Annotated in this window: 20 protein-coding genes; 6 read left to right on the top strand and 14 right to left on the bottom strand. The window is 67.6% G+C overall.

What is annotated here, in order from left to right; genetic code table 11:
* From LC039_RS24585 to LC039_RS24575, 3 genes are all read left to right on the top strand, one after another.
* Positions 1-210, top strand: a 210-nt coding sequence (locus LC039_RS24585) for an SDR family oxidoreductase (RefSeq protein WP_226628785.1), incomplete at its 5' end; no start/stop codon positions are given.
* A complete protein-coding gene (locus LC039_RS24580; RefSeq protein ID WP_226629144.1) occupies positions 210-1,361 on the top strand; it encodes a MalY/PatB family protein in 1,152 nt (383 codons plus the stop codon). The genes LC039_RS24585 and LC039_RS24580, both read left to right, overlap by 1 nt.
* 14 nt (positions 1,362-1,375) lie before the next feature.
* Positions 1,376-2,074 carry a GntR family transcriptional regulator gene (locus tag LC039_RS24575; protein ID WP_226629142.1) on the top strand — a complete coding sequence of 233 codons (699 nt, stop codon included), beginning with the start codon at positions 1,376-1,378 and terminating at the stop codon, positions 2,072-2,074.
* A gap of 212 nt (positions 2,075-2,286) precedes the next feature.
* Here LC039_RS24575 and LC039_RS24570 read toward each other — a convergent pair whose 3' ends face one another.
* From LC039_RS24570 to LC039_RS24505, 14 genes are all read right to left on the bottom strand, one after another.
* Positions 2,287-3,282 carry a zinc-dependent alcohol dehydrogenase gene (locus LC039_RS24570; RefSeq protein WP_226629136.1) on the bottom strand — a complete coding sequence of 332 codons (996 nt, stop codon included), beginning with the start codon at positions 3,280-3,282 and terminating at the stop codon, positions 2,287-2,289.
* A 24-nt stretch (positions 3,283-3,306) separates the two neighbouring features.
* Complete coding sequence (gene hisD, locus LC039_RS24565; RefSeq protein ID WP_226629135.1) at positions 3,307-4,635, bottom strand: histidinol dehydrogenase; 1,329 nt, start codon at positions 4,633-4,635, stop codon at positions 3,307-3,309.
* Between the two features lie 142 nt (positions 4,636-4,777).
* Positions 4,778-5,554: an SDR family NAD(P)-dependent oxidoreductase gene (locus LC039_RS24560; protein ID WP_226629133.1), complete on the bottom strand. Its 777-nt coding sequence runs from the start codon at positions 5,552-5,554 to the stop codon at positions 4,778-4,780.
* Positions 5,555-5,901: 347 nt separating this feature from the next.
* Entirely contained in the window at positions 5,902-7,071 is a 1,170-nt protein-coding gene (gene argE, locus LC039_RS24555; protein WP_226629127.1) for an acetylornithine deacetylase, read from the bottom strand.
* A 74-nt stretch (positions 7,072-7,145) separates the two neighbouring features.
* Positions 7,146-8,129 carry a LysR family transcriptional regulator gene (locus tag LC039_RS24550; RefSeq protein WP_226629126.1) on the bottom strand — a complete coding sequence of 328 codons (984 nt, stop codon included), beginning with the start codon at positions 8,127-8,129 and terminating at the stop codon, positions 7,146-7,148.
* Positions 8,130-8,156: 27 nt separating this feature from the next.
* Positions 8,157-9,650 carry an aldehyde dehydrogenase gene (locus LC039_RS24545; protein WP_226629124.1) on the bottom strand — a complete coding sequence of 498 codons (1,494 nt, stop codon included), beginning with the start codon at positions 9,648-9,650 and terminating at the stop codon, positions 8,157-8,159.
* Positions 9,651-9,724: 74 nt separating this feature from the next.
* Positions 9,725-10,399: a DUF1028 domain-containing protein gene (locus LC039_RS24540; protein WP_226629122.1), complete on the bottom strand. Its 675-nt coding sequence runs from the start codon at positions 10,397-10,399 to the stop codon at positions 9,725-9,727.
* 6 nt (positions 10,400-10,405) lie between these two features.
* The gene (locus tag LC039_RS24535; protein ID WP_226629120.1) at positions 10,406-10,831 is read right to left on the bottom strand and encodes a RidA family protein; all 426 of its coding nucleotides are present in this window, start codon (positions 10,829-10,831) and stop codon (positions 10,406-10,408) included.
* Positions 10,832-10,980: 149 nt separating this feature from the next.
* On the bottom strand, positions 10,981-11,994 hold the full coding sequence (locus LC039_RS24530; protein WP_226629118.1) for an extracellular solute-binding protein: 1,014 nt from the start codon (positions 11,992-11,994) through the stop codon (positions 10,981-10,983).
* Positions 11,995-12,074: 80 nt separating this feature from the next.
* Positions 12,075-12,878 (bottom strand): ABC transporter permease, encoded by an 804-nt coding sequence (locus LC039_RS24525; RefSeq protein WP_226629116.1) that lies wholly within the window; start codon positions 12,876-12,878, stop codon positions 12,075-12,077.
* Positions 12,875-13,750, bottom strand: a complete 876-nt coding sequence (locus tag LC039_RS24520) for an ABC transporter permease (protein WP_226629114.1) — start codon at positions 13,748-13,750, stop codon at positions 12,875-12,877. The genes LC039_RS24525 and LC039_RS24520 overlap by 4 nt, the downstream gene beginning before the upstream one ends.
* Complete coding sequence (locus LC039_RS24515) at positions 13,747-14,823, bottom strand: ABC transporter ATP-binding protein (RefSeq protein ID WP_226629112.1); 1,077 nt, start codon at positions 14,821-14,823, stop codon at positions 13,747-13,749. Before LC039_RS24515 ends, LC039_RS24520 begins: the two co-directional genes overlap by 4 nt.
* Positions 14,824-14,920: 97 nt before the next feature.
* Positions 14,921-16,519, bottom strand: a complete 1,599-nt coding sequence (locus LC039_RS24510; RefSeq protein WP_226629111.1) for a GMC family oxidoreductase — start codon at positions 16,517-16,519, stop codon at positions 14,921-14,923.
* A gap of 356 nt (positions 16,520-16,875) precedes the next feature.
* The gene (locus tag LC039_RS24505; RefSeq protein WP_226629110.1) at positions 16,876-18,150 is read right to left on the bottom strand and encodes a flavin-containing monooxygenase; all 1,275 of its coding nucleotides are present in this window, start codon (positions 18,148-18,150) and stop codon (positions 16,876-16,878) included.
* A 461-nt stretch (positions 18,151-18,611) separates the two neighbouring features.
* On the opposite strand from LC039_RS24505, the gene LC039_RS24500 reads away from it, so the two are divergent.
* The 3 genes from LC039_RS24500 (at position 18,612) to LC039_RS24490 (ending at position 23,929) form a co-directional block, all read left to right on the top strand.
* Positions 18,612-20,960: a mechanosensitive ion channel domain-containing protein gene (locus tag LC039_RS24500; RefSeq protein ID WP_226629109.1), complete on the top strand. Its 2,349-nt coding sequence runs from the start codon at positions 18,612-18,614 to the stop codon at positions 20,958-20,960.
* A 495-nt stretch (positions 20,961-21,455) separates the two neighbouring features.
* Positions 21,456-22,157: a gluconate 2-dehydrogenase subunit 3 family protein gene (locus tag LC039_RS24495; RefSeq protein WP_226629107.1), complete on the top strand. Its 702-nt coding sequence runs from the start codon at positions 21,456-21,458 to the stop codon at positions 22,155-22,157.
* 2 nt (positions 22,158-22,159) lie between these two features.
* The gene (locus tag LC039_RS24490) at positions 22,160-23,929 is read left to right on the top strand and encodes a GMC family oxidoreductase (RefSeq protein ID WP_226629106.1); all 1,770 of its coding nucleotides are present in this window, start codon (positions 22,160-22,162) and stop codon (positions 23,927-23,929) included.
* The last annotated feature ends 6 nt before the right edge of the window (positions 23,930-23,935 follow it).

Below are 23,935 nucleotides of genomic sequence, written 5' to 3'. Positions count from 1 at the left end.
CGTCTGGCGCAGCTCGACGGCATCAAGGCCGACAAGACCGGCGCCTCGCTCGACGCCGTGCAGGAGGCCAGCCGCAAGACCATCCCCGCCGGCCGCTACGGCGCGCCGGAGGAGTTCGGTGCCATGGTCACCTTCCTGTGTTCGACCCAGGCCGCCTATGTCACCGGCTCGATGATCCGCGTCGACGGCGGGATGATCCGGGGGCTGTGATGACGACGCTGACAGCGCCCGACCGGCGCGGCACCGACAGCAACAAGTGGCGCCGCTACCCGGCGGACGTGCTGCCGCTCTGGGTCGCCGACATGGATTTCGCCGCCGACCCGCGCATCACCGAGGCGATCCGGGCAAGGCTGGACCACGGCGTGCTCGGCTACGGCCGCGCGACGGACGCGCAGCGCGAGGTTCTGGTCGCGGCGATGCAGCGCGACCACGGCTGGCAGATCGAGCCCGAGTGGCTGGTCTTCCTGCCCGGGGTCGAGGGTGGCTTCAACATGGCGCTGTCGGCCTTTACCTCGCCCGGCGGCGGCGTGATGCAGGAGCTTCCCGTCTACGCCCCGCTGCGCGCCGCCCCCGGCCATTGGGGCCTGACGCTCCACGAGATCTGGCAACGCCCCGATGCCGCCGGACATTGGAGCAGCGACACGGCGAAGCTGGACGCCGCCGCCCGCGCCTCGGACGCGCTCTTGCTGTGCAATCCGCAGAACCCGACGGGCCGGGTCTATACCCGCGCCGAGCTGGAGTTTCGCGCCGAACTCTGCCTGCGCCACGACATGGTGCTGATCTCCGACGAGATCCACTGCGGGCTGGTGCTGGACGGGCGCGAGCACATCCCCGCGGCCTCGCTCTCGCCCGAGATCGCCGCGCGCTCGGTGACGCTGATGGCCGCTTCCAAGACCTGGAACGTGCCCGGGCTGAAGACCGCCTTCGCCATCATCCCCGACGCCGCGATGCGCGCCCGCTTCGAGGCCTCGAAACGCGGCATGGTCGACAGCGTCAACGTCCTCGGGCTTGCCGGGATGAGCGCAGCCTACGCGCATTGCACCGACTGGCGCGATGCCGTCCGCGCCCGCCTTGCCGCCAACCGCGACCTGCTGGCCGCGCGCCTTCCCGAGCTGATCCCTGGTGCCACGATGCGGCCCGCCGAGGCCGGGTTCCTTGCCTGGATCGACTTCCGCGCGCTCGAGCTGCCGACGCCGGCGGCGGAGTTTTTCCTCGATCGCGCCCGGGTGGCGCTGAGCGGCGGCAGCGACTTCGGGTCAGGTCTGGAAGGCTGGGCGCGGCTCAACTACGGTTGCACGCCAGAGGTGCTGGACGAGGCGCTGCAGCGCATGGCCCAGGCCGTGCGGGATCACGGCTTGTAGAACACGGAGGACGCATGACCAAATTGCAAAAGCCCGCGGGCGAGCGCGGCAAGGCGCCCTCGCTGACCGACAAGGCCTATGCCCGGCTGCGCGAAGAGATCATCACCTGCGCGCTGCGCCCCGGCACCGACATCGGCGAACAGGAGCTCGCGGCGCGGCTGTCGATGAGCAAGACGCCGGTGCGCGAGGCGCTGGCCCGGCTCACCCTCGAGGGGCTGGTCGAGGCTTTCCCGCGGCGCGGCTACAGGGTGACCCCGGTGACCGTCAAGGACATCACCGACATCTTCACCGTGCGCAAGGCGCTCGAGGCCGTGGCCGCCGAGCTGGCAGCGCTGCGCATGACCGAGGCGGAGCTCGACGAGCTCGAGGCGCTGTCGCATCAGACCTACGGGCAGGACAAGAACCTGCCGGTGCTCGAGTTCGTCGCCGCCAACAACCGCTTCCACGCCGCCATCGCGCTTGGCGCCCGGGTGCCGCGGCTGCACGCGCTGATCACCGGCTACCTCGAGGAATGCACGCGGCTGTTCCACATGGGTGCGACCATTCGCGACGTCACCCCCGAGACCGAGGAAGACCACAGCCGCATCGTCGCCGCCCTGCGCGCGCGCGACGGCGCGGCGGCCCGCGAGGCGATCAGCCGTCACACCGAAAACACCCGCCGCGGCCTGCTGAGCGCGCTGATCGCCGACGAAGCCTCGCCGCTCGAACTTTGAACCGGCTTCAGAGCCGTTCGGCTTCGTTTGGAGCGGGAGCGGGCGCCAGCTCGGGGCCGCGATCAACGCCTCGGAAGCGGCTCGGAAACTTATACCCGGCTGCCTTGCGAGGTCCGGAATGCCGGAGCCGCTGCGCTTGAAGAAACCCGGATCGCAGGGGGATCTGCGCCTGCAGCGGGACGATTTTCGTTCCTCGAACCAGGAGTCAGGCGTCAGGCCCGGTCACCGTCACACAGAATGATCGTCTTCAACCCTGTCGCAGATCCGCTCAGAAGCGCCTCATAGGCGGCGGGCACCTCTTCGAGCCGGATGCAGGCGGCGGTGAAGGCGTCGAGCGCCTCGGCGAGCCCGGGCAGCATGGGGCCGATCTCGAGGAATTCCCCGGCATAGGCGTGGCAGCCCAGAAGCGTGATCTCGCGCTCGACGAGCTGCACCGGGTCGAGCACCTCGCGCGGCGCGCCGATGCCCACCAGCGCGAGCCGCGAGCAGCCGGCAATGCGTTCCAGCAGCCCGCCGATCACCGCGGCGTGGCCGGTGGTGTCGATGGCATGGCGGAAGCGCGGCAGCGTCTCCAGATCAGTGCGCACGGCCCCGGTAACCTCGGCGACAAGCGCGGCGCGGGCGTCGTTGCGCTCGATCACCCGAACCGGATGGCCCATGCGGGTGGCGAGCAGCGCGGTGAAGCCGCCGATCGGGCCGCAGCCAGCGATGACGATCTCGGCGCCCTCGGGGGCATCGAGCCGGCGCAGTGCATGCAGCGCCACCGCCAGCGGCTCGACCATCGCGAGGTGGCGGTCGGCAACACCCTCCGGCGCAGCGACCACGTTGCGACCGGGCAGCGTCACCGCCTCGGCAAATCCGCCATCGATGATCTCGCCGAGAAATCCGAGGTTCTCGCAGACCTGGGCATCGCCCTCGCGGCAGGCGGGGCACTCGCCGCAGACGTGGCGGCTGTCGACGATCACCCGCTGGCCCGGCGAGACATGCTCGACCCCGGCGCCAAGCGCGGTGACGATGCCGGTGAACTCGTGCCCGGCCACCGAGGGGGCGCGGCTGATCCACGCCCCCGTCGCGTAGTTGTGCAGGTCCGAGCCGCAGATGCCCGCCGCCGTCACCGCCAGCGTGACCTCGCCCGGACCGGGCGGCAGCGGGGCCTCGACGGTTTCGAAACGCAGGTCTCGGGCGGCGTGAAGACGGACGGCGCGCATGGTTCGGCCTTTCGTTAAGGGGCGTTACTTGGCTTTGAGGTACTTGGCACGCAGCGCGCTGACGGCGTTGGCATGGGACGAGAAACCCTCGTATTCGGCCAGCGTCTTGGCGGTCTTCGCGAGCGGCGCGTAGCCCTTCTCGGTGACGTAGCCGATCGAGCTGCGGCGCAGGAAGTCGGTGACCGACAGCGGCCCCCAGGTCTTGGCGCCCTTCGAGGTCGGCAGCACCGCGTTCGGGCCGAGGGCGAAGTTGCCGATCGACACCGGGGTATGCGTGCCCAGCAGCACCTCCGCCGCGTCGCGGATCTCGCCGAGGTACTCGAAGGGTTTCTCGGACATGATCTCGAGGTGCTCGGGGGCATATTCGTTCACGAAGGCGCAGGCGTCGTCCATCGACTCCGCCAGCACGATGCCGCCCGCCTCGCCGCAGAGCACCGCCTTGGAGAATTCCACGCGCTGCGGGGTCATCTCGGCCCAGAGTACGGGCAGCGCCGCCAGCGCCTCGTCGATCACCCGCTGCGAGGAGGTCACCAGCCAGGCCGAGCTGTCGGGGCCGTGCTCGGCCTCGATCAGCAGGTCCATCGCCGCCAGGCCGCCGTGCACCGTGTCATCGGCGAGGATCATCACCTCCGACGGGCCGGCGGGCAGGCCCGGGTCGATCTCGGAGGCGAGCAGGCGCTTGGCGGCCACCACCCAGGGGCTGCCCGGCCCGACGATCTTATGCGCCTTCTTCACCGTCTCGGTGCCGTAGGCCGCCGCCGCGACGGCCTGCGCACCGCCCGCCTTGTAGACCGTTTCGACCCCGGCCAGTCGCGCGGCGACCAGCGTTGCGGCATCCACCTTTCCGTCCGGACCCGGCGGGGTGAAGATCGCGAGGTTCGGCACCTTGGCCACGCTGCCCGGCACCGCGGTCATCATCGTCACCGAGGGGAAGGAGCCCTTGCCACGCGGCACGTAGAGCGCCACCGAGTCGATCGGCGTCCAGCGGTCACCGGCGAAGGCGCCGGGGCGGATTTCCTTGAGCCACATGGGCTCGGGCGCCTGCTCCTCGTGGAAGCTGCGGATATTGGCAATGCCCGCCCGGATCGCCTCGATCACCTCGGGGTCCACCAGGTCGAAGGCCTCGTCGAATTCCGATTGCGGCGCCTGCAGGATCTCCTGGGTGAGCCCTTCGGACTTGTCCAGCTCGCGGCCGAAGCGCACCAGCGCCGCGTCGCCTTCGGTGCGCACGGCCTCGATGATCGGCGCGGCCTTCTCGAGGAAGAACGACAGGTCCGCCTCGGAGCGCCGGACCAGCGCGGCACGATCGGCCGCGGACATGCCGGCAAGTTTCTGAACGTTCACTTCGGGCATCTTGCACCTTTTCTGTCATGGGCACGCCGCGAGGCGGAGCGCCGGTGTCGGGCGGGCCGCGGCTCGTCCGGGCAAGCGCCCCGACAGTCCGTGCCCATCTTCAAGGGGCCGGCTGCGGCCCGCGGCCGCGCCGACCGGTTGCTCAGATCTGCGCCAGGAAGCCGCCGTCGATCACCAGGCATTGCCCGGCGATGTAGCGCGCGGCATCTGAGGCGAGGAACAGCGTCGCGCCGGTCAGGTCCTGCATCTCGCCCAGCCGGCCCGCTGGCACGCTGGCGGTCATCCGCGCGACCCACTCCGGATCCTCGTAGAAGTCGCTGGTCAGCTCGGTCTCGAAATAGCCCGGCGCGATGGCGTTGACGCGGATACCCTTCGGCGCCCATTCCGCCGCCAAGGCCCGCGTCATGCCCAGCACCCCCGATTTCGAGGCGCTGTAGGGCACCGCGGTCGGCACCCCGACGAAGGAGGTCAGCGAGGCGAGGTTGACGATGGCGCCGCCCCCGGCGGCCTCCATCGAGGCGGCGGCGGCCTGGGCCACGAAGAAGGCGCCCTTGAGGTTTGTGTCGACGATCTTGTCCCAGAGCGGCTCGTCGATCTCGCTCGCCGCGCGCACGTCCTCGACGCCGGCGTTGTTGATCAGGACGTCGAGCGGCGGCAGATCGGCCAGCCCGCTGCGCACCGCCTCCACGCTGGTCTGATCGACCGCGCGACAGATCACGTCGCGGCCGATCTGCCGCAGCGGCTCTGCGGTCGCCTCGAGCGTTTCGGCCCGCCGCCCCGTCAGTACGAGATCGGCCCCGGCCTCGCCGAAGGCCCGCGCGATCGCCTCGCCGATGCCGCGGCTCGCGCCGGTGACCAGCACGCGCCGGCCCGAGAAGTCGAAGGTGCACTCGCTGCGCGCCTGCTGCCTGTCCGCCATCCGCCTCACTCCGCTCTCATTTCTTGTATAGACATATTAAGTCTTGCTGACTTTGGGGCAACGCGTCAACCAGGCCGACCGCAAGGCCGCGCACCGCTCCCCAGGCGCCATGAGCCGCGCCGTTCGGGCACCAATGTGGCCTTCGGCGCTGAAATGTACGGGCCGTCTCAATGCGTTTGCTTTGGGCGGCTCTCCCCCGGAAAGGCCAGTTCGCGACATCCGACCCGCCCCCATCGAGCGACATTTTTGCAGCCAGAGATCGCGCCCGCACATTGTTTGAGCAAGACTTCCACGCAGTGGCCCCGCGAAGGAGCGGCCTAGCCGCCGGCACGGTGAGCTCCCGCCGATCATCTCGAGGGCCCGCCCGGTTCGCCCGCGGCCCGCAGGCTGTCGAGGATCCGGTCCATCATCGCATCGCAGGCCTCAAGCTGCGCAAGTTCTATATACTCATCCGGCTTGTGCCCCTGCCCGTCCATAGAGCCCGGGCCGCAGACCACGGTCGGGATGCCAAGGCTCTCGAAGTAGCCGGCCTCGGTGCCGAAGGCTACCTTGGCGGAGCCGTTGCCCTGCGCCATGGCCTTGGCATAGCGAATGACCTCGGCCGCCTCGGCGACGTCGAGACCGGGGTAGGCATTGACCTCCTCGACCTCCACACGCACGTCCTCGGGCCCGAAACCGGCGCTGACGCGGGCCGCGGCGTCGTAGATGCGGGCGCGCAGCGCGTCCGGGTCGTCCGCCGCGAGGTGGCGGAACTCGAAGGCCAGCTCGGCGCGGTCGGGCACGATGTTCAGCGCCGTGCCGCCCGAAAGCGTGCCGACATGCACCGTGCTGTAAGGCACACCGTAGGCCGGATCCCGCGCGCCTTCCGCTGCCAGATCGGCCTGCAGCGCGCGCAGCTCGGCCATGAAATCCGCCGCCAGGTAGAGCGCATTGGCAAATTGCGGCGCCAGCGCCGAATGGCCGCTCTCACCGTGGCAGATGGCGCGGAACGCCGCCTTGCCCTTGTGGCCGATGGTCACCTGCATCTCGCTCGGCTCGCCAACGAAACAGGCGCGCGGCAATCCGATTGCCGGCGCGAGCCGGTCCAGCATCTGGCGGATGCCGACGCAGCCGATCTCCTCGTCGTAGGAAATCGCCAGTTTCAGCGGCTCGGCCAGGTCGGCCTGCGCCGCGCGGTCCGCCACCGCCAGCATGGACGCGAGATAGCCCTTCATGTCGGTGGTGCCGCGCCCGTAGAGCCGGTCGCCCTCCCGCGTCAGCTCGAACGGCGGCCGGGTCCAGGGCTGGCCGGTGACCGGCACCACGTCGGTATGCGCCGAGAGCATCACCCCCGGCGCGTCTTCCGGACCGATCACCGCGAAGAGCCCGGCGCGGTCCCCCTCGGGCGCGGTCACGCGGGTGACGCGGAAGCCGCGCTCGCTCAGATATGTCTCGATGAAGTCGATGAGCGCGAGGTTCGGCGTGCCGACGGTGGTGTCGAAGGCAATGAGCTTGTCCAGCAGGCTGAGGGTATCCATGGGACCTTTCTCGTGGTGTTGGGCCGGTTGCGGACGACGTGGCAAGTCGGTCTCTGTGTCTTGGCGGGATGCGCTCATCGCGCGGGCGGCGCCTGCCCATCCGACGCTGGGCTGGCCTTGGGCCCGCTGATCTGATGCGGCAGTTGCCCGGGCATGAAGCCGTCGCGAAACCACTTCTGGGCGAACTCGACGAAGCTGCGGACGACGTTTGTGGTCTCGGCCTGGTGGGTCATCATCAGCCCCATCTTCAGCGGGCGCAGGTCGCCCGAGAGCGGAATGAAGCGCAGCGGTTTGCCATCGGGCGAGCGGCCGTTGAGCGGGCGCATGTTGGCGATGGAATAGCCGAAGCCATTGGCCACGAGGCTGCGCACCACCGCGATGTCGCGCGAGCGTTCGGCGATCTCGGGCTTGAGGCCGCGGTCGTGGAAGAACGACAGGAAATAGTCGGAACTCTGCGGCAGGTCGAGCAGCACCATCGGCTCGCCGCGCAGCGCCTCGAGGGCAATCTCCTTGCGGTCGGCCAGCGGGTGGCTGGCGGCGATCACCACGAAGGGCGGCATGTCGATCAGCGGAATGAACTTCATGTCCGGCGGCATCACCAGATCATAGCACAGCGCGACGTCGATCTCGGCGCGGCGCAGGCCGCTGACCAGCTCGTTGGCATCGAGTTCGATCTGCCGGAAGCGCGCATCGGGGAAGGCATCGACAAAATCCTTGCGCAGCGGCGGCAGCACGGCCTGCGCGAAGGTCAGCATGCCGCCCACCGCGATCGGGCCGCGTACCTGCCCCGCCAGGTCTCCGGCGAGGTCGACCAGCCGGTCGGCCTCGCGCAGCACCTGCCGGGCCTGCTCCATCAGGGTGCGCCCGGCCTGGGTCAATGCCAGGCCGCGCGCGTGCTGGCGCAGGAAGAGCGGCATGCCGAACTCGGTCTCGAGCTGCGAGATCGCCGCCGAGATCGACGGAGAGGAGACATTGACCCGGCTGGCGGCGAGCATGATGCTGCCCGCCTCTCCGACGGCGACGAAGTACTCGAGCTGTCGGAGCGTGTAGCGGCTCATGCTGGGTCTCTTCTCCAAATTGCCGATTTACAGCTTGTACTTGATCCAGGTGGTCTTCAGCGCCGTGTACTTGTCGAGCGAATGCAGCGACAGGTCGCGCCCGAAGCCCGACTGTTTCATCCCGCCGAAGGGCGTCTGCGCCGAGAGCGCGTCGACCGTGTTCACCGAGACCGTACCGACGTGCAGCCTGTCGGCCATGCGGATGGCGCGGTTGAGGTTGTCGGTCCAGACCGAAGCCGCGAGCCCGTAGGGGCTGTCGTTGGCCATCTCGACGACCTCCTCCTCGCTGTCGAAGGGGATCACCGCCAGCACCGGGCCGAAGATCTCTTCCTGCACCAGCGCGTCGGATTGCGCCACGTCGCCGAAGATCGTCGGGGCGACGAAGCAGCCCTTGCCGTCCACGGTCACCCGCGCGCCGCCGGTCACCAGCCGCGCCGAGGTCTTGCCGGCCTCGACACAGGCCATGATCGACGCGGTCTGCTTCTCGTCGACGATCGCCCCCAGCACGGTGGACGGATCGAGCGGATCGCCGGGCACGCGCGCCTCGGCGCGGGCTTTAAGCAGTTCGAGGAACCTGTCGTGAATCGAACGCTCGACGTAGAGACGGCTGTTGGCCGAGCACACCTCGCCCTGGTTGAAGAAGATGCCGAAGGCCGCCATGTCGGCCGCCGCCTCGAGATCCTCGCAATCGGCGAAGACGATGTTGGGGCTCTTGCCGCCGGTCTCGGGCCAGACCTGCTTGAGGTTCGACTGGCCGGAGTATTCCATGAAGCGCTTGCCGGTCGCGGTCGACCCGGTGAAGGCGAGGCAATCCACGTCCATGTGCAGGCCGAGCGCCTTGCCCGCGGTGTGGCCGAAGCCCGGCACCACGTTGAACACGCCATCCGGCACGCCCGCCTGCGTCGCCAGTTCGGCCAGCAGCAGCGCCGAGAGCGGCGATTGCTCGGCCGGTTTCAGCACCACCGAGTTGCCCGCGGCCAGCGCCGCGGCGGATTTCCAGGTGGCCATGTCGAGCGGGAAGTTCCACGGCACCACCGCGCCCACGACGCCGAGCGGCACGCGGCGCACCAGCGCCAGGTCACCGGGTCCGGTCGGGGCGACCTCGTCGTAGAGCTTGTCGATCGCCTCGGCGTACCACTGGAAGAAGTGGGCGGAGCCGGGCGCGTCGACAGTATAGGACTCGGTGATCGGCTTGCCCATGTCGAGAGTGTCGAGCAGCGCGAACTCCTCGAGGTGGGCGCGGATCAGCTCGGCGAGCTTCAGCAGAACGCCCTTGCGCGCGACCGGGTCCATCCGCGACCAGGAACCGCCCTCGAAGGCGCGGCGCGCGGCGGCGACGGCCAGGTCGACATCGGCAGCATCGCATTCAGCGACACTTGCCAGCACCTCGCCTGTGGCCGGGTTGATCGTCTCGAAGGTGCGGCCCGAGATCGCGTCGACGAAGCAGCCGTCGATATAGGCCTGGGTCCGGAAGCTCAGCGCCTTCGCCTTCGCCTGCCAGTCTGCGTGGGTCAGTTCCATGAATTCAGCTTTCTGTCTTTGGATGACGGCCCCGCGCCGGGGGCCGCCCGTGTCCTGCGGCGCGAGCGCGCCGCTCACTCGTCGCCGGGCACGCCGTAGGACGGCGCCTCGCGCGGGTCGAGCGCGCGCTGCACGTAGGCCTCGAGCTGCGGCTTGTAGACCTCCCAGGCGGTGGCAATGGCCTCGATCGGGCAGTCCTCGGTCCAGTCGCAGCGCAGGTCGGCAACCGGCCAGGAGACCTTGTCCACAATCTTCATTCCCGCCGAATGAACCGGCCCGGCCTCGCCCCCGGCGGCAAGACCGGCGCGCATCGCGGCGATCAGCCGGTCACCGATGTGGCCGCTGGCCAAGAGGTAGCCGTCGACGATGGCCTGCGGCACGCGGTCATTGGCCAGCAGGTTGCCGCCAGAGGCGACGTTCTGCGCCTGCGCCTGGGTCCAGATGCCCAGCGAATTGGGGCCGGAGTGGATCGCGGTGCGCCCCTCGCTGTCCACCGCGAGCACCTGGCGGTACTCGATGAACCTCCCCTGCGCCTGCACGCCCTCGATGGCTTCAGCGGCGGATTTGCCGGCCTGCATCAGGTCCAGCGCAAGCGGGCCGAGGGTGGGGTCGGTCACGTTCTGCGACGCCACCGCGCCGACACCGGCGCGCGCATAGGCGCAGCGCGCGGCCACCGCCGGCGAGGAGGACGAGATCGCGATGCCGAACATGCCGGTCTCGGGACAGCGGGCGACAAGGGAAAAGGTCATGCGGGATCAGGCCTCGTAGTCGTGGGGAATGACGGCGGTCGCCTCGATCTCGACCAGCCAGTCGGGCCGCGCCAGCGCGGTCACCACGAGGCCGGTGGACACCGGGTGCACGCCCTTGATGTATTCGCCCATGGTCCGGTAGACCGCCTCGCGGTTGCGCACGTCGGTGAGGAAGACCTGCACGCGGCAGACATGCTCCATCGCGCCGCCGCATTCTTCCATCAGCTGCTTGATGTTCTGCATGACCTTGTGAGTCTGCTCGACCGGGTCGTGGCTCCCGATGTTCTTGGCATCGTCGAGGTTCTGCGGGCACTGACCGCGCAGGAACACCATCTTGCCCTCGGCGACCACGGCCTGGCACAGGTCGTTGTCGAGATTCTGCTCGGGGTAGGTGTCCTTGGTGTTGAACTTGCGGATGCGGGTATGTGCCATGACGTCTCCGTTCGTGGGCAATTTTGACGGTCCGGTTGTTTGACGGTTCGGGGTTCGGTCCGTCGTCGGGGCGGAACGCGGCGCTGCCGCGTGCCGGCCGGACGGCGGCGGGGTGTCCGCGGCGGCGGGGCCGCCGCGGAACGGGTCGGTTACTGCAGCAGGTCGGTCCAGACGCGGGTCACCAGATCCTGCGCTGCCGGGCTGCAGGCCTCGGCGAAGACCACCGGCACGTCCGGGAACAGCTCGGGGGCGTTCTCGGGCGTGTAGACGGCCTTCTCGAGGTCGAGCTCAACCGGCGAGGAGTGCGCGTAGTAGTTGTACTGGATGGTCGCATTCTCGACGGTCGACATGAAGTCGATGAACGCCTTGGCGTTGTCGACGTTCTCGGCACCGGCCGGCACCACGAAGCTGTCGAGCCAGCCCACCAGACCCTCTTTCGGCATCGCGAACTCAAGGTTGGCGCCATCGTTGCGGGCCTTCAGAACGTTGCCGTCCCACCAGAAGTGCGCCGCGACCTCACCCGATCCGATGCGGTTCTCGATATTGTCGGAGGTATAGGCGACCACCGAGGACTTCTGCGCCTCGAGGAGGTCGTAGACCTTGCGCATCTCCGAGGTCTCTTCCGAGCAATAGTCGACGCCGAGATAGAGCTCCGCCGCGCTGACCACCTCGTCGGGATAGGACAGCATGGCGATGGACCCCGAGAGGTCGGTCGGCTCGAACAGCACCGACCAGCTGTCGACCGGGCCATCGTAGAGGTCGCGGTTCACCGCGAAGCCGGCGGTGCCATAGGCGAGCGGGATCGAGTAGTCATTCTCCGGATCCCACCACTGGCCCTTCCACTTGTCCTCGACCTGCGCGTAGGCGTCCATCTCGCTGGCGTCGATGTCCATCAGCAGGCCTTCGTCGATCATGATCTTCACGAAGTGCTGCGATGGGGTGATGAGGTCATAGCCCGAGGAGCCGGCCTGCAGGCGGGTCAGCGCGTCCTCGTTCGACGAGTAGCTGTCGACGGTGATCTCGACGCCGGTCTCGGCGGTGAATTTCTCGAGCAGCTCGGGCGCGATGGAGTCGGCCCAGGCGTAGATGTTCAACTCGCCCTCGGCGGCCGCGGGCAGTGCCATCGGCAGCAGAAGGGTCGTGGCAAGCAGGATCTTCTTCATGTCGGTGTCTCCTTGTTGATGCCCCCTGGCATTGGGTTTTTGTGAAGGAGGTCTGGGGGCTTGGACCGGTCGTTGGAGGATCAGGCGCTGCGCCTCATGGCGCGGGCGTTCAGCACGAGCACGAGGGTGGCAAGGATCAGCGAGGCGGCGATCAGCAGCGTCGAGACCGCGTTCAGCTCGGGCGTGGTGCCCTGGCGGATCAGGCTGAAGATGTAGACAGGCAGCGTCGTGGCCCCGCCAGAGTTCAGCATGTTCGAGGTGATGAAGTCGTCCATCGAGATCACGAAGGCGGTCATCGCTCCGGCAAAGACACCGGGCATGATCATCGGCAGAGTCACCCGGCGGAACACCGTGAAGGGCGCGGCATAGAGGTCGCGCGCCGCTTCCTCGAAGTCCAACGGCATGCCCTGCAGCCGGGCGCGGATCGGCATGAAGGCAAAGGGCGTGCAGAAGGCGGTATGCGCCAGCACCAGCCGCACCATGCCATTGTTGAGCCCGATCTGGCTGAACAGGATCAGCACCGCGACGGCGAGCACGATCTCGGGCAGCAGCAGCGGCAGGTTGACCACGGTCTCGGACACGCGGCGGAACTTCAGGCCCGGCGCGCGGGTCAGCACCAGCGCCGCGAGCAGCGCGATGGTGGTGGCGAAAATCATCGACAGCACCGCGACGACCAGCGACACCTCGAGCGCATCCATCAGAGACTGGTTGCTCAGCGCCGTGGCGTACCACTTGGTCGAGAAACCGGTCCAGACCGAGACCAGCCGGTTGTCGTTGAACGAGTAGAAGATCACCACGCCGATCGGCAGGTAGAGCCACAGGAAGAACACCAGCGAGAGCAGCCGGAAGCCCGGGTAGTGGCGGACGGATCGCGAAGCGCTCATGCCTGCACCTCCAGTTGCCGGGTGGCCCGGCGGGCGTTGAGGATCAGCACCAGCACGACCAGCACCAGCAGCACCATGGCGATCGCCGCGCCGAACGGCCAGTCGCGCGCGCCGCCGAACTGGTTCTGGATCAGCGTGCCCATCATCAGCTGGCGACCACCGCCGAGCAGCATCGGCTCGAGCACGGTGCCGAGACAGGGCACGAAGACCAGGATGCTGCCGCCGACCAGGCCGGGGCTGGCGAGCGGGATGATCACCCGGCGCAGCGCCGTCCAGCGGCTGCCGTAGAGGTCGTGGCTGGCCTCGATCAGTGCCGGGTCGAGCTTCTCGACCGCGGCATAGACCGGCAGGATCATCAGCGGGATGTAGCTGTAGACCATGCCCACCAGCATCGCGCCGGGGGTGAACAGGAAGCCAGGCACGTCGCTGCCGCCGAAGAAGCGGTAGACGGTCTCGGCCATGCCGTCATTGCCGAGGATGATCAGCCAAGCGTAGACCCGCACGATCATCGACACCCAGAACGGCAGCGTGACGAGGTAGATCAGCAGCGCCTTGTCGCGCGCCGATTGCAGCGAAATCCAATAGGCCACCGGCAGCGCCAGCAACAGCGAGATCGCCGTGGCACCCGCGGCGTAGCCCAGCGTGCGGGCGATGATGATCAGGTACTTGGGATCGAACTCGAGCTCGTCGGTCCAGCCCAGGGTGAAGAGGATCTGCCGGTAGGCGGTGAGGTCGAACGACCACTCGAACCCGCCGTAGGCGCCGCGCTCGCCGACGCTCACGCCGGCGACGATGAAGATGGGCAGGATCAGCGTGAGCAGCATCAGCGCCCAGGCGGGGACCAGCCCCCAGATACGGAAGCCCTTGCTCATTGTCCCAGCACCCGTGCGTTCTCGGCGGCAAAGCCCAGGCGGACCTCGTCGCCCACGTCGAGCCGGCCCTGGCGCGACTGCGCGTTGCGCTGCGAGACGCGCAGCGACACGCCGCCTGCCTCGACCGTGTAGTGGGTGAAGCCGCCCATGTAGTTGCGCGACACGATGCGGCCGGAGCGGGTCTCTCCCTCGGCACGGGCATCGAGGCCGATCTTCTCAGGGCGGATCGACAGCACCGCCGGGCCCGGACCCTGCACACCGCTCTGCGCCGCGGTGATGTCGATGCCGAGCGCGGTGCGGATGGTGGCGTGCCCGCCCTCGACCGAGACCACCTCGCCGTCGAGGAAGTTGGTCTCGCCGATGAAGTCGGCGACGAAACGGTTCTGCGGCGCCTCGTAGATCTCGTCCGGCGCACCGATCTGCTGGACGTGGCCGTTGCCCATGACCGCGATGCGGTCGGACATGTCGAGCGCCTCTTCCTGGTCGTGGGTGACGAAGACGAAGGTGATGCCGGTCTCGCGCTGCAGGCGGCGCAGCTCGTCGCGCATCGACTGGCGCAGCTTGAGATCGAGCGCCGAGAGCGGCTCGTCCAGCAGCAGCACCTCCGGTCCCGGCGCCAGCGCGCGGGCCAGGGCGATGCGCTGGCGCTGACCGCCCGAGAGCTGGTCGGGCTTGCGCGCGGCGAACTGGCTCATGTGCACCATCTCGAGCATCTCGCCGACGCGGGCGCGGATCTTGCCGCGCTCCCAGCCGAGGTTCTCGAGCCCGAAGGCGATGTTCTGGCTCAGCGTCATATGCGGGAAGAGCGCGTAGTTCTGGAACACCGTGTTGACCCGGCGCTTGTGCGCGGGGCTGTCCGAGATGTCCTTGCCGTTGAGCAGAATGGTCCCGCGGCTGGGGCTCTCGAACCCGGCGATCATCCGCAAAAGCGTTGTCTTGCCGCAGCCCGACGGGCCGAGCAGGGTGAAGAACTCGTTCTGGAGGATGCGGAAATCCACCTGGTGGAGCGCGGTGAAGTCTCCAAACTGTTTCGACACCCCGATGATCTCGATGGCCGAGAGCCGCTTCTGCATATGGTCCGTCCTTCCCTTCGCCCCGGATGGCCCGGGGGAAAATCTCGCGTAGGTGCCGCGCCCGCCCCCCCGGCGCACGCGGCACAATGTCATTGGATCACGCCGCTTCGGCCAGGATCATGCGGGCGCATTTTTCGCCGATCACCATGGTCGGGGCGTTGGTATTGCCACCGATCAGCCTCGGCATGATCGAGGCATCCGCGACGCGCAGCCCTTCGATCCCCTTCACCTTCAGGCTGGCCGGATCGCAGACCGCCATCGCGTCCGTGCCCATCTTGCAGGTGCCGACCGGGTGGAAGACCGTCAGCGCCTGCTCGCGCATTGCCTCGGCGATCTCCTCGTCGCTCTGCACCTTGTCGCCGGGCAGCATCTCGGTGCCGCGGATCTCGTCGAAGGTGCTGTCCGCGAGGATCGCGCGGGCGGTCTTGATGCCCTCGACCAGCACCGCGAGATCTTCGGGCTCGGAGAGGAAACGCGGGTCGATCTCGAGCGCGCCATCCTTGCCGAGGCGGATCTCGCCGACCGACTTGGGCCGCAGCACGCAGGTGTGGATCGCGTAGCCGTGGCCGTATTCGATCACCCGGCCGCGGTGGCTGCGGTAGCCCGGCACGAAGTGGAACTGGATGTCGGGGGCGTCATTGGCGAACCTCGTGCGCGCGAAGCCGCCCGCCTCCACGTAGTTCGTTGCGAACATGCCCTTGCGGTTGGTCAGGAAGCGGAAGGGCGCGGCCAGCATCGACGGCAGGTTCGCCACCGACAGGCCCAGCGTCTTTGTCGAGCTCGAGCGCACGGTGATCATGCCGTCGACGTGGTCCTGCAGGTTCTGGCCCACCCCGGGCAGGTCGTGCTTCACCTCGACGCCCGCGGCCTTCAGCATCTCGGCCGGGCCGACGCCCGAACGCATCAGCAGCTCCGGCGAGTTGATCGCCCCCGCCGACAGCACCACCTCTTTCTCTGCCTTGAGCACCCGCGTGCCCTCTGCTGTGCTGATCTCGACGCCCACGGCGCGGCCGTTCTCGATGAGCACCCGCTTGGTGTCGGTGCCCGACAGAACGGTCAGGTTCGGACGGTCCATCACCGGGTGCAGGAAGGCGCGGAAGGAGGACCAGCGCAGCCCGTCCTTCTGCGTCACGTTGTAGATGCCGAGGCCCTCCTGCACCGCGCCGTTCATGTCGGTGTTCTCGGAGAGCTGTTTGGCGCGGCCCGCCTTGATGAACATGCGCGACACCGGGTTCGGGTCGCAGTGCAGGTCGACGTGCAGCTCGCCCTTGGTGCCGTGCAGCTCGGGGTCCTGGCCGACGTGGTTGTTCTCGAGGTCTTTGAAGACCGGCAGCAGATCCCGCCACGCCCAGCCGGTGCAGCCCAGCTCGGCCCACTCGTCGTAGTCGCGCGGCAGGCCGCGGATGTAGAGCATCGAGTTGATCGCCGAGGATCCGCCGAGCGCCTTGCCGCGGTTCATCGGGATGCGGCGGTTCGCCATCCCGGGCTGCGGCACCGACATGAAGCCGTAGTCGTACTTCGGGTCGTTGTAGAGCGAGAGGATCCCGGCGGGGACGCGGACCCGCGGCGAGCTGTCCTTGCCGCCCGCCTCCACGACGCAGACGCGGGACTCGGGGTTCTTGGACAGACGGTTCGCAAGAACACAGCCCGCAGAGCCTGCGCCGATGACGATATAGTCGAAGGTCTCGTTTTGCATGTGGTCCCCGAGCTTGGTTTCGACAGGTTCGTGACATTCCGAAGGGGCGAGAACCCATTCAAAAGATTCAAGTCACGGGTTAGTCGGAACCTAAGCTATTCTATTTCAGGTAGTTACGTTTCATCGCCTGAGAAGTCCCGCGTGTTTCGCCGAATTTTTAGGCGTCTCCGCCAGCGGATTGGGCGATTTGCTCGGAAACTTCCGGCGATCGAAGCACGCCCGCCATGCGTGTGCGTCTCGCGGGTTCAGCTCTTCCTTAGCCAGATCGGCGCTGCTCCGCCTCGAACGCCACGTTTCCGGCCAAGGGCCCCGCCGCACGCTGTGTGTTGGCAGGGGCCCGGGCGCATCGGCCGGGGTCAGGCGTTTTCGGCCACCTGCGTCTCTGCCCCCTGGTAGCGGGCATAGCTTTGCTGCGTGGCGATGTGATCGGCGATGTACTTGGCGTCGTGCCAGACACCCCAGATGAAGGTCGAACCGCGGCGCGACAGCCAGGGCAGGCCGAGGAAGTAGACGCCCTGCTCGGTCGAGACCCCGCGCTGGTGCGCCGGCTTGCCGGCGGCGTCGAAGGCATCGACCTTCAGCCAGTCGTAGCTCTGCTTGTAGCCGGTGGCCCAGAGCACCGTGCCAATTCCCGCGGCCTTCAGGTCGATTTCGCGGATCGGGTCGGTCACGCACGCGGGATCGGGCAGCATCTGGCGGGCTTCCGGCTCTTCCGGCAGGTCGAGGCCGTTGCGCGCGATATAGGCATCGGCGGCGTCGAGCACCGAGAGGTAGTTGGCGTCGCCCTCCCGGATGTTCTTCGCCAAGTCATCCGCGAAGGAGACCTTGCCATCCTCGTAGGCATCGGTGAGGCCGACCAAAGTCATGCCCTTGGCAGCGAGCTGGCGGAAGTCGATGGTCTTGCCGCCATGCGCGCCGCTGACGGCGATGGTGACGTGCTCCTTGCCGGGCTCCATGGCCGGCACGTCCCAGAGCCCGAGCACGCCCAGCCACCAGACGAAATCGCGACCGCGGTACATGCGCGGAGGGCGGTCGTGCGGTCCGACGGAGAGGTAGACCTCGCGGCCCGAGTCGAGCAGTTCCTCGGCGATCTGCACGCCGGACGAGCCCGCGCCCACCACCAGAACGGCGCCCTCGGGGAGCTGGCCTGGGTTCTTGTAGCTGTTCGAGTGCAGCTGGTGCACCGGCGCGTCCTGCGGGATGATCGGCGGCATCACCGGCACCTGGAACGGGCCGGTGGCGGCGACGATGTGGTTCGCCTCGTAGATGCCCTCGGAGGTCTGCACCACGAAACCGCGGCCCCCCTCCTTCTTCACCACCTCGGTGACCTCGACACCGGTGTGGATCGGCGCGTCGATCATCTTGCTGTAGTCGACGAAGTAATCCGCCACCCGCTCCTTCGGCACGAAGTCATCCGGCCTGTCGCCCGAGAACTCCATGCCCGGGAAGCGGTCATGCCAGGCAGGACCGTTGGCGACGAGCGAGTCCCAGCGTTCGGAGCGCCAGCGCTCGGCGATGCGACCCTTCTCGAGCACCACATGCGCAATGCCGAGCTTGCCGAGGTGCTCGCTCATCGCGACACCGGCCTGCCCTCCGCCAACAACCAGAGTTTCGATCTTCGTCGCCATCACGTACCTCAAATCCTGTGGGAACCTGTGCGCCCGCTCTGTGGCGGGGCGTTTCGGCAAACCTAGGCAAAAGCCGTCGTCCCCGAAAACATGAAATGCTGAAGCACAGGTTGGGCGCTCGCTAATCAGGCGCGGCTTCGGCGGCGGGCGCGCGCTTGCCGCCGACAGTGGTATATCAGATGAGGCCACCCACGGCGGTGTCCCTGCGGCGGTCAGCCCGGTACAGCCGCCTCCCGGCCCCGCAGCGCGCCTAGGCGCGGCGCGTCTGACAATACGGTGAAGACCCCGCCGGATCGGCTTGAAACAGACATGCGGGACTGGTCTGCCGGGCCGGGCGGGCTAGCTGCCCGGACGCACAAATCCTCCCGGCGCCGCTTTTGACGGCATTCCGAATGAACCAGACCGTCACGATACCGACGAGCCACCGGGAGGCACGGCGGCCCGTGACGACCGAACGTGGTGAAATGACAGTACCCAATTTCCTGATCAGAGTTTGCCTGATCGTCGGCGCGCTAGTCGTCGGCAGCCTTTCCGCAGAGGTCGCGCGCGCGCAGGATGCGCCCGCGGCCGTCGCCGACGCGCCGCCCACCCGCAGCAACCTCGAATTGCTCCTCGACGTCATCGAGGACGAGCAGAGCCGCGACGCCCTCATCAGCGATCTTCGCGCCGCGCAGCAGAGCCCCGAGGCGACCGCCGGCGACGCGATCGTCGAAACCCTTTCCGGCGAAGAGGCCGTGCCCGACGCCCCTTCTTTCAGCCGCCGCATCGCGCTGATCACCCAGGAAGCCGCCGAGGGCATCGCCTCCAGCGCCGAAGCGACGCTGACCCAGCTCGCACGCGCGCCGCGTGTCTTCGAGGGGCTCGATGGCAGCGAGGCCGGGGTGCTTCTGCAGGCGCTGCAGGAACTGGCGCTGATCATCGTCTCGACGGTCGCCGTCTTCCTGCTGCTGCGCCGGGCAGGCAAGATGCTCTACACCCGCATGGACAGATCCGCCCGTGACAGCGGCGTGCTGCGCACGGTGCTGCTGTTCACCACCTCGGCGGTGATCGACGCGTTGATCGTGGTGATCGCCTGGGCCGTCGGCTACCTGATCGCGACGCTGCTGCTGGGCAACTTCGGCCAGATCGGCATTCGCCAGACGCTCTACCTGAACGCCTTCCTGCTGGTCGAGATGGCCAAGGTCGCGGTGCGGCTGGCGCTGTCGCCCTCCTCGGGTGGCCTGCGCCCGCTGCCGGTCTCCGATGCGGCGGCGAAGTACCTCGCCGCCCGGCTGAACCTGATGGTCGGACTGGTGGGCTACGGCCAGTTGCTGATCGTGCCGATCATCAATGCCAACGTCTCGCTGGCGGCGGGCCGGGCCACCTCGGCGCTGATCGCTCTGATCGTCGTCGGGCTGGCCATCTGGTTGGTCCTGCGCAACCGCCGCGAGGTCGCCGACTGGCTCGAGCGTGGCGGGCAGCAGAAGGCCGAGCACCGGCGCGAGCAAGCCTTTGCCGAGAGCGCCGAGCATCAGGATCCCGCGGTCTCCGCTGCCCCCGACGAATTCCCGATGGGCACGACAGAGTCCCCGAAAAGGCGCCGCGGTGGGCTCGGCTTCCTGATCCGGCACTGGCACTGGCCGGCGCTGCTCTATCTGCTGAGCATGCTGGTGCTGGTGCTGGTCCAGCCCGGCGACGCGGCCTTCCGCTCGATGGTGAACTCGGGCCAGGTGCTGGTGGCGGCGCTGCTCGGGGTGATGATCTCGGGCGTGCTGACCCGCATCATGGTGCGCGGCGTGCAGCTTCCCGAGAGCGTCACCGCCCGGCTGCCGCTGCTCGAGCGGCGGCTCAACACCTTCGTGCCCAAGGCGCTCTTCGTGCTGCGGCTGCTGATCTTCGCGCTGGTGCTCGCCTTCGCGCTCAACGCCATCAGCCTGATCGACCTGCGCGGCTGGCTGGCCAGCCAGATCGGCATCCAGCTCACCGGTACGCTGTTCTCGGTGGCGGCGGTGCTGCTGGTGGCCTTCGCGGTCTGGGTGGCGCTGACCTCCTGGGTCGACTACCGGCTCAACCCCGAGTTCGGCGCCGTCGCCACGGCGCGCGAGCGCACCCTTCTGACGCTGCTGCGCAATGCCGCGACCATCGCGCTGATCGTCATCACGCTGATGTTCGTGCTGTCGGAGGTCGGTCTCGACATCGCACCGCTGCTGGCTTCCGCCGGGGTGCTCGGCCTTGCCATCGGTTTCGGGGCGCAGAAGATGGTGCAGGACATCATCACCGGCATCTTCATCCAGTTCGAGAACGCGATGAACGTCGGCGACGTGGTCACCGTCGGTGGCACCACCGGCGTGGTCGAGCGGCTGACGATCCGCTCGGTCAGCCTGCGCGACGTCAGCGGTGCCTTCCACGTGATCCCCTTCTCGTCGGTCGACATGGTCACCAACTTCGTGCGCGAGTTCGGCTACTTCGTCTGCGACATGGGCGTGGCCTACCGCGAGAACATCGAGGAGGTGAAACAGGCCATGCTCGACGCCTTCGAGCAGCTGCGGGCCGATCCAGAGCAGGCGCAGTCCATCATGGGCGATCTGGAATGGTTCGGCATCAACGCCTTCGGCGACAGCGCCGTGGTGGTGCGGGCGCGGATCAAATGCGTTCCGGGCACGCAATGGGGCGTCGGCCGGGCCTACAACGGCGTGGTGAAAGAGGTCTTCGACGCGCGCGGCATTGAGATCCCCTTCCCGCACCAGACCCTGTACCTCGGCGAGTCCAAGCAGGGCGAGACCCAGCCGCTGCGGGTCCACATGGAGCGGGCGGCACGCGCGAGCGCGGCCTGACCGTCCTGCCCCGGCCCGGCATCCGCATGGATGCGCCGGGCCGGGCACCAGCCTTCAGCTTTCCGGCACCTTCCGCCGGCGCAGCGCCGTCCCCAGCGGGCGGCGCTGCTTGCGTTTCGGGGTCCGACGAATCTTCCGGCCATCGCTTCACCTTGCGCCCGGTATCGGCCCTGATCAGGTCACTCCGCGAGGGTGACCCTTGTGTGCATACATGCACATCAAACGTGTATTGATGCGGAGCCTCGAGCCAAAGAGGCTCGCCTGTACCTGTCATGTCGCGGGTTGGAAGACGTCATTTTGAAGGACATTCGGGACATCCACCTCCCACCATCACAATTTCGTAAATGATCCCAACACCCTCATGATCTGTGATCATAGCTGACATGCAAGCGCTCCCTGCCCGCTTGCGCGCCATATTGACGCGGCGTAGGGCGACGAAGTGTCGCTCTTCGTTTGCGCACAAATGTTCCACCCAGACCGGCAGGACACCCCAAAATGACTGACCTCCCCGGATACCCGAGCCGCCGAAGCTTCCTGAAAGCTTCCGCAGCCGGGGCCGCTCTTTCTGGGCTCGCACTGCCTGCCTCCGCGCAGCAGCAGCCGCAGCCCGTTTCCCTCGACGAGTACCAGCGCGAGTACCTGAATGCCGACGAATGGGCGTTCATCATGGCCGCGACCGCGCGGCTGATCCCCTCCGAGGGCGATGGCCCCGGCGCGCTCGAAGCGCGCGTGCCCGTCTTCATCGACCGCCAGCTGGCCAGCGACTACGGCACCGCCGACGACTGGTACATGGAAGGCCCGCACGACCCGAACGCCGAGCCGGCCCGCGGCTGGCAGACCCCGCTGAATCCGGCCGAGGTCTACCGCCAGGCGATCCCCGCCTTCGACGCGTGGTGCCAAGAGACCCATGGCGCGGCCTTCGCCGAGCTGAGCCCCGAGCAGCAGGATGCCTCCCTCACCTCGCTGCAGAACGGTGACGTCGCCCTGGCGGGCGAGCTCCGCGAATTCTGGGGCCTGCTGCTGAGCAACACCAAGGAAGGCTACTTTGCCGACCCGCAATACGGCGGCAACCATGGCATGCAGTCCTGGGTCTACATCGGCTTCCCCGGCGCCCGCGCGGCCTATCGGGAATGGCCCGAGCGCCACAACGTGAAATACCCGCTTGGTCCGGTCTCGATCAGCGGCGAAAGGGCATAAGAATGGCACGTCAGGAAAAGAAAAAGGACGTGGTCATCGTCGGCCTCGGCTGGACCGGCTCGATAGCAGGCATCGAACTGGCGCAGGAAGGCCTCGACATCGTCGCGCTGGAGCGCGGCCATGACCAGAGCACCGTCCCCAACTTCGAATACCCGCAGCAGATCGACGAGCTGAAGTACGGCGTGCGTCTGAAGATGATGCAGAAGCCGTCGCAGCAGACCGTCACCGTCCGCCGCAACGACGGTGAACGCGCCCTGCCCTACCGCTCGCTCGGCTCCTTCCTGCCCGGCAACGGCGTCGGCGGCGCCGGCACGCACTGGAATGGCCTCAACTGGCGGCCGCAGGAAGTCGAACTGAAGCTGCGCAGTCACGTGCGCGACAACTGGGGCGAGCAGATCATTCCCGAGGGGATGAACCTGCGCGACTACCCGGTCAGCTATGACGATCTCGAGCCGTTCTTCACGCAATTCGAGAAGGTCGCGGGCATCTCCGGCTACGCCGGCAACCTCAACGGCGAAATCCGTGAAGGCGGCAACCCCTTCGAAGGCTGGCGCTCGGAAGACTTCCCGATGCCGCCGCTGCCGACGACCTACGACTCCGCGAAGTTCCAGGAAGCCGCAAAGGCGATGGGCTACCACCCGTTCCCGGCCTCGGCAGGCATCGCCTCTACGTCCTACGTGAACCCCTATGGGATGCAGATGGGGCCGTGCAACTTCTGCGGCTTCTGCGAGCGCTACGGCTGCTACCAATACTCCAAATCGTCGCCGCAGACGGCGATCCTCGGCGCCCTCAAGAGCATGCCGAACTTCGAGTACCGCACCAATTCCGAGGTGCTGCGCGTGGAACTGGCCGAGGACGGCAAGACCGCGACCGGCGTGACCTACTGGGATGAAGCGGCGCAGGAAGAAGTGTTCCAGCCTGCCGATATCGTCATCCTGTCGAGCTACCAGCTCAACAACGTGCACCTGATGCTGCTGTCGGGTCTCGGCGAGGCTTACAATCCGCTGACCGGCACCGGCACGCTGGGCAAGAACTACGCCTACCAGATGAACGGCGGCGTCTCGATGTTCTTCAAGGACGCCGAGTTCAACCCCTTCGTCGGCCATGGCGCCAACGGCATGGTCATCGATGACTTCTCGATCAGCCAGAACGACTTTGGCGCCGAAGGCTTCATCGGCGGCTCTTACTGGCGCTCGGGCACGTTCAACGGCCAGCCGATCCGCAACATGCCGCTGCCCAAGGGCACACCGAGCTGGGGCGCGGGTTGGAAGGAAGGCATCGGCGAGTGGTACGGCCACGCCATGTCGATCGGCTCGCACGGCTCGCATATGGCCTATGCGAACAACCACCTCGACCTCGATCCGACCTACACCGACCGCCACGGCCGTCCGCTGATGCGCATGACATTCAACTGGCAGGACAACGACCTGAAGATGAACCAGTTCATGAAGTCGAAGATGGAGCCGCTGGCGGCTTCGATGAACCCCGACATCATGCAGGCCGGCTTCAAGGACATCGGAGCGCAATACGACGTGCGCCCCTACCAGACGACGCACAATACCGGCGGTCACATCATGGCCGAGAACGCGCAGGAAGGCGCGGTCAACCGCTACAGCCAGACCTTCAAGGCGCACAACGTCTTCGCCATGGGCGCGGGCAACTTCGTGCAGAACACCCAGTACAACCCGACCGGCCTCGTCGGCGGTCTGGCCTATCACACGGTGCACGCGATCCGCACGCAGTACCTCTCGAACCCCCGTCCGCTGGTCTGAGGAGAA

The sequence above is a fragment of the Alloyangia pacifica genome, assembly GCF_020524285.1.
In the GTDB taxonomy this organism is placed as follows: domain Bacteria; phylum Pseudomonadota; class Alphaproteobacteria; order Rhodobacterales; family Rhodobacteraceae; genus Salipiger; species Salipiger pacificus_B.
Note: the sequence above shows the minus strand (reverse complement) of the source record. Positions and strands in the feature narration are given on the sequence as shown.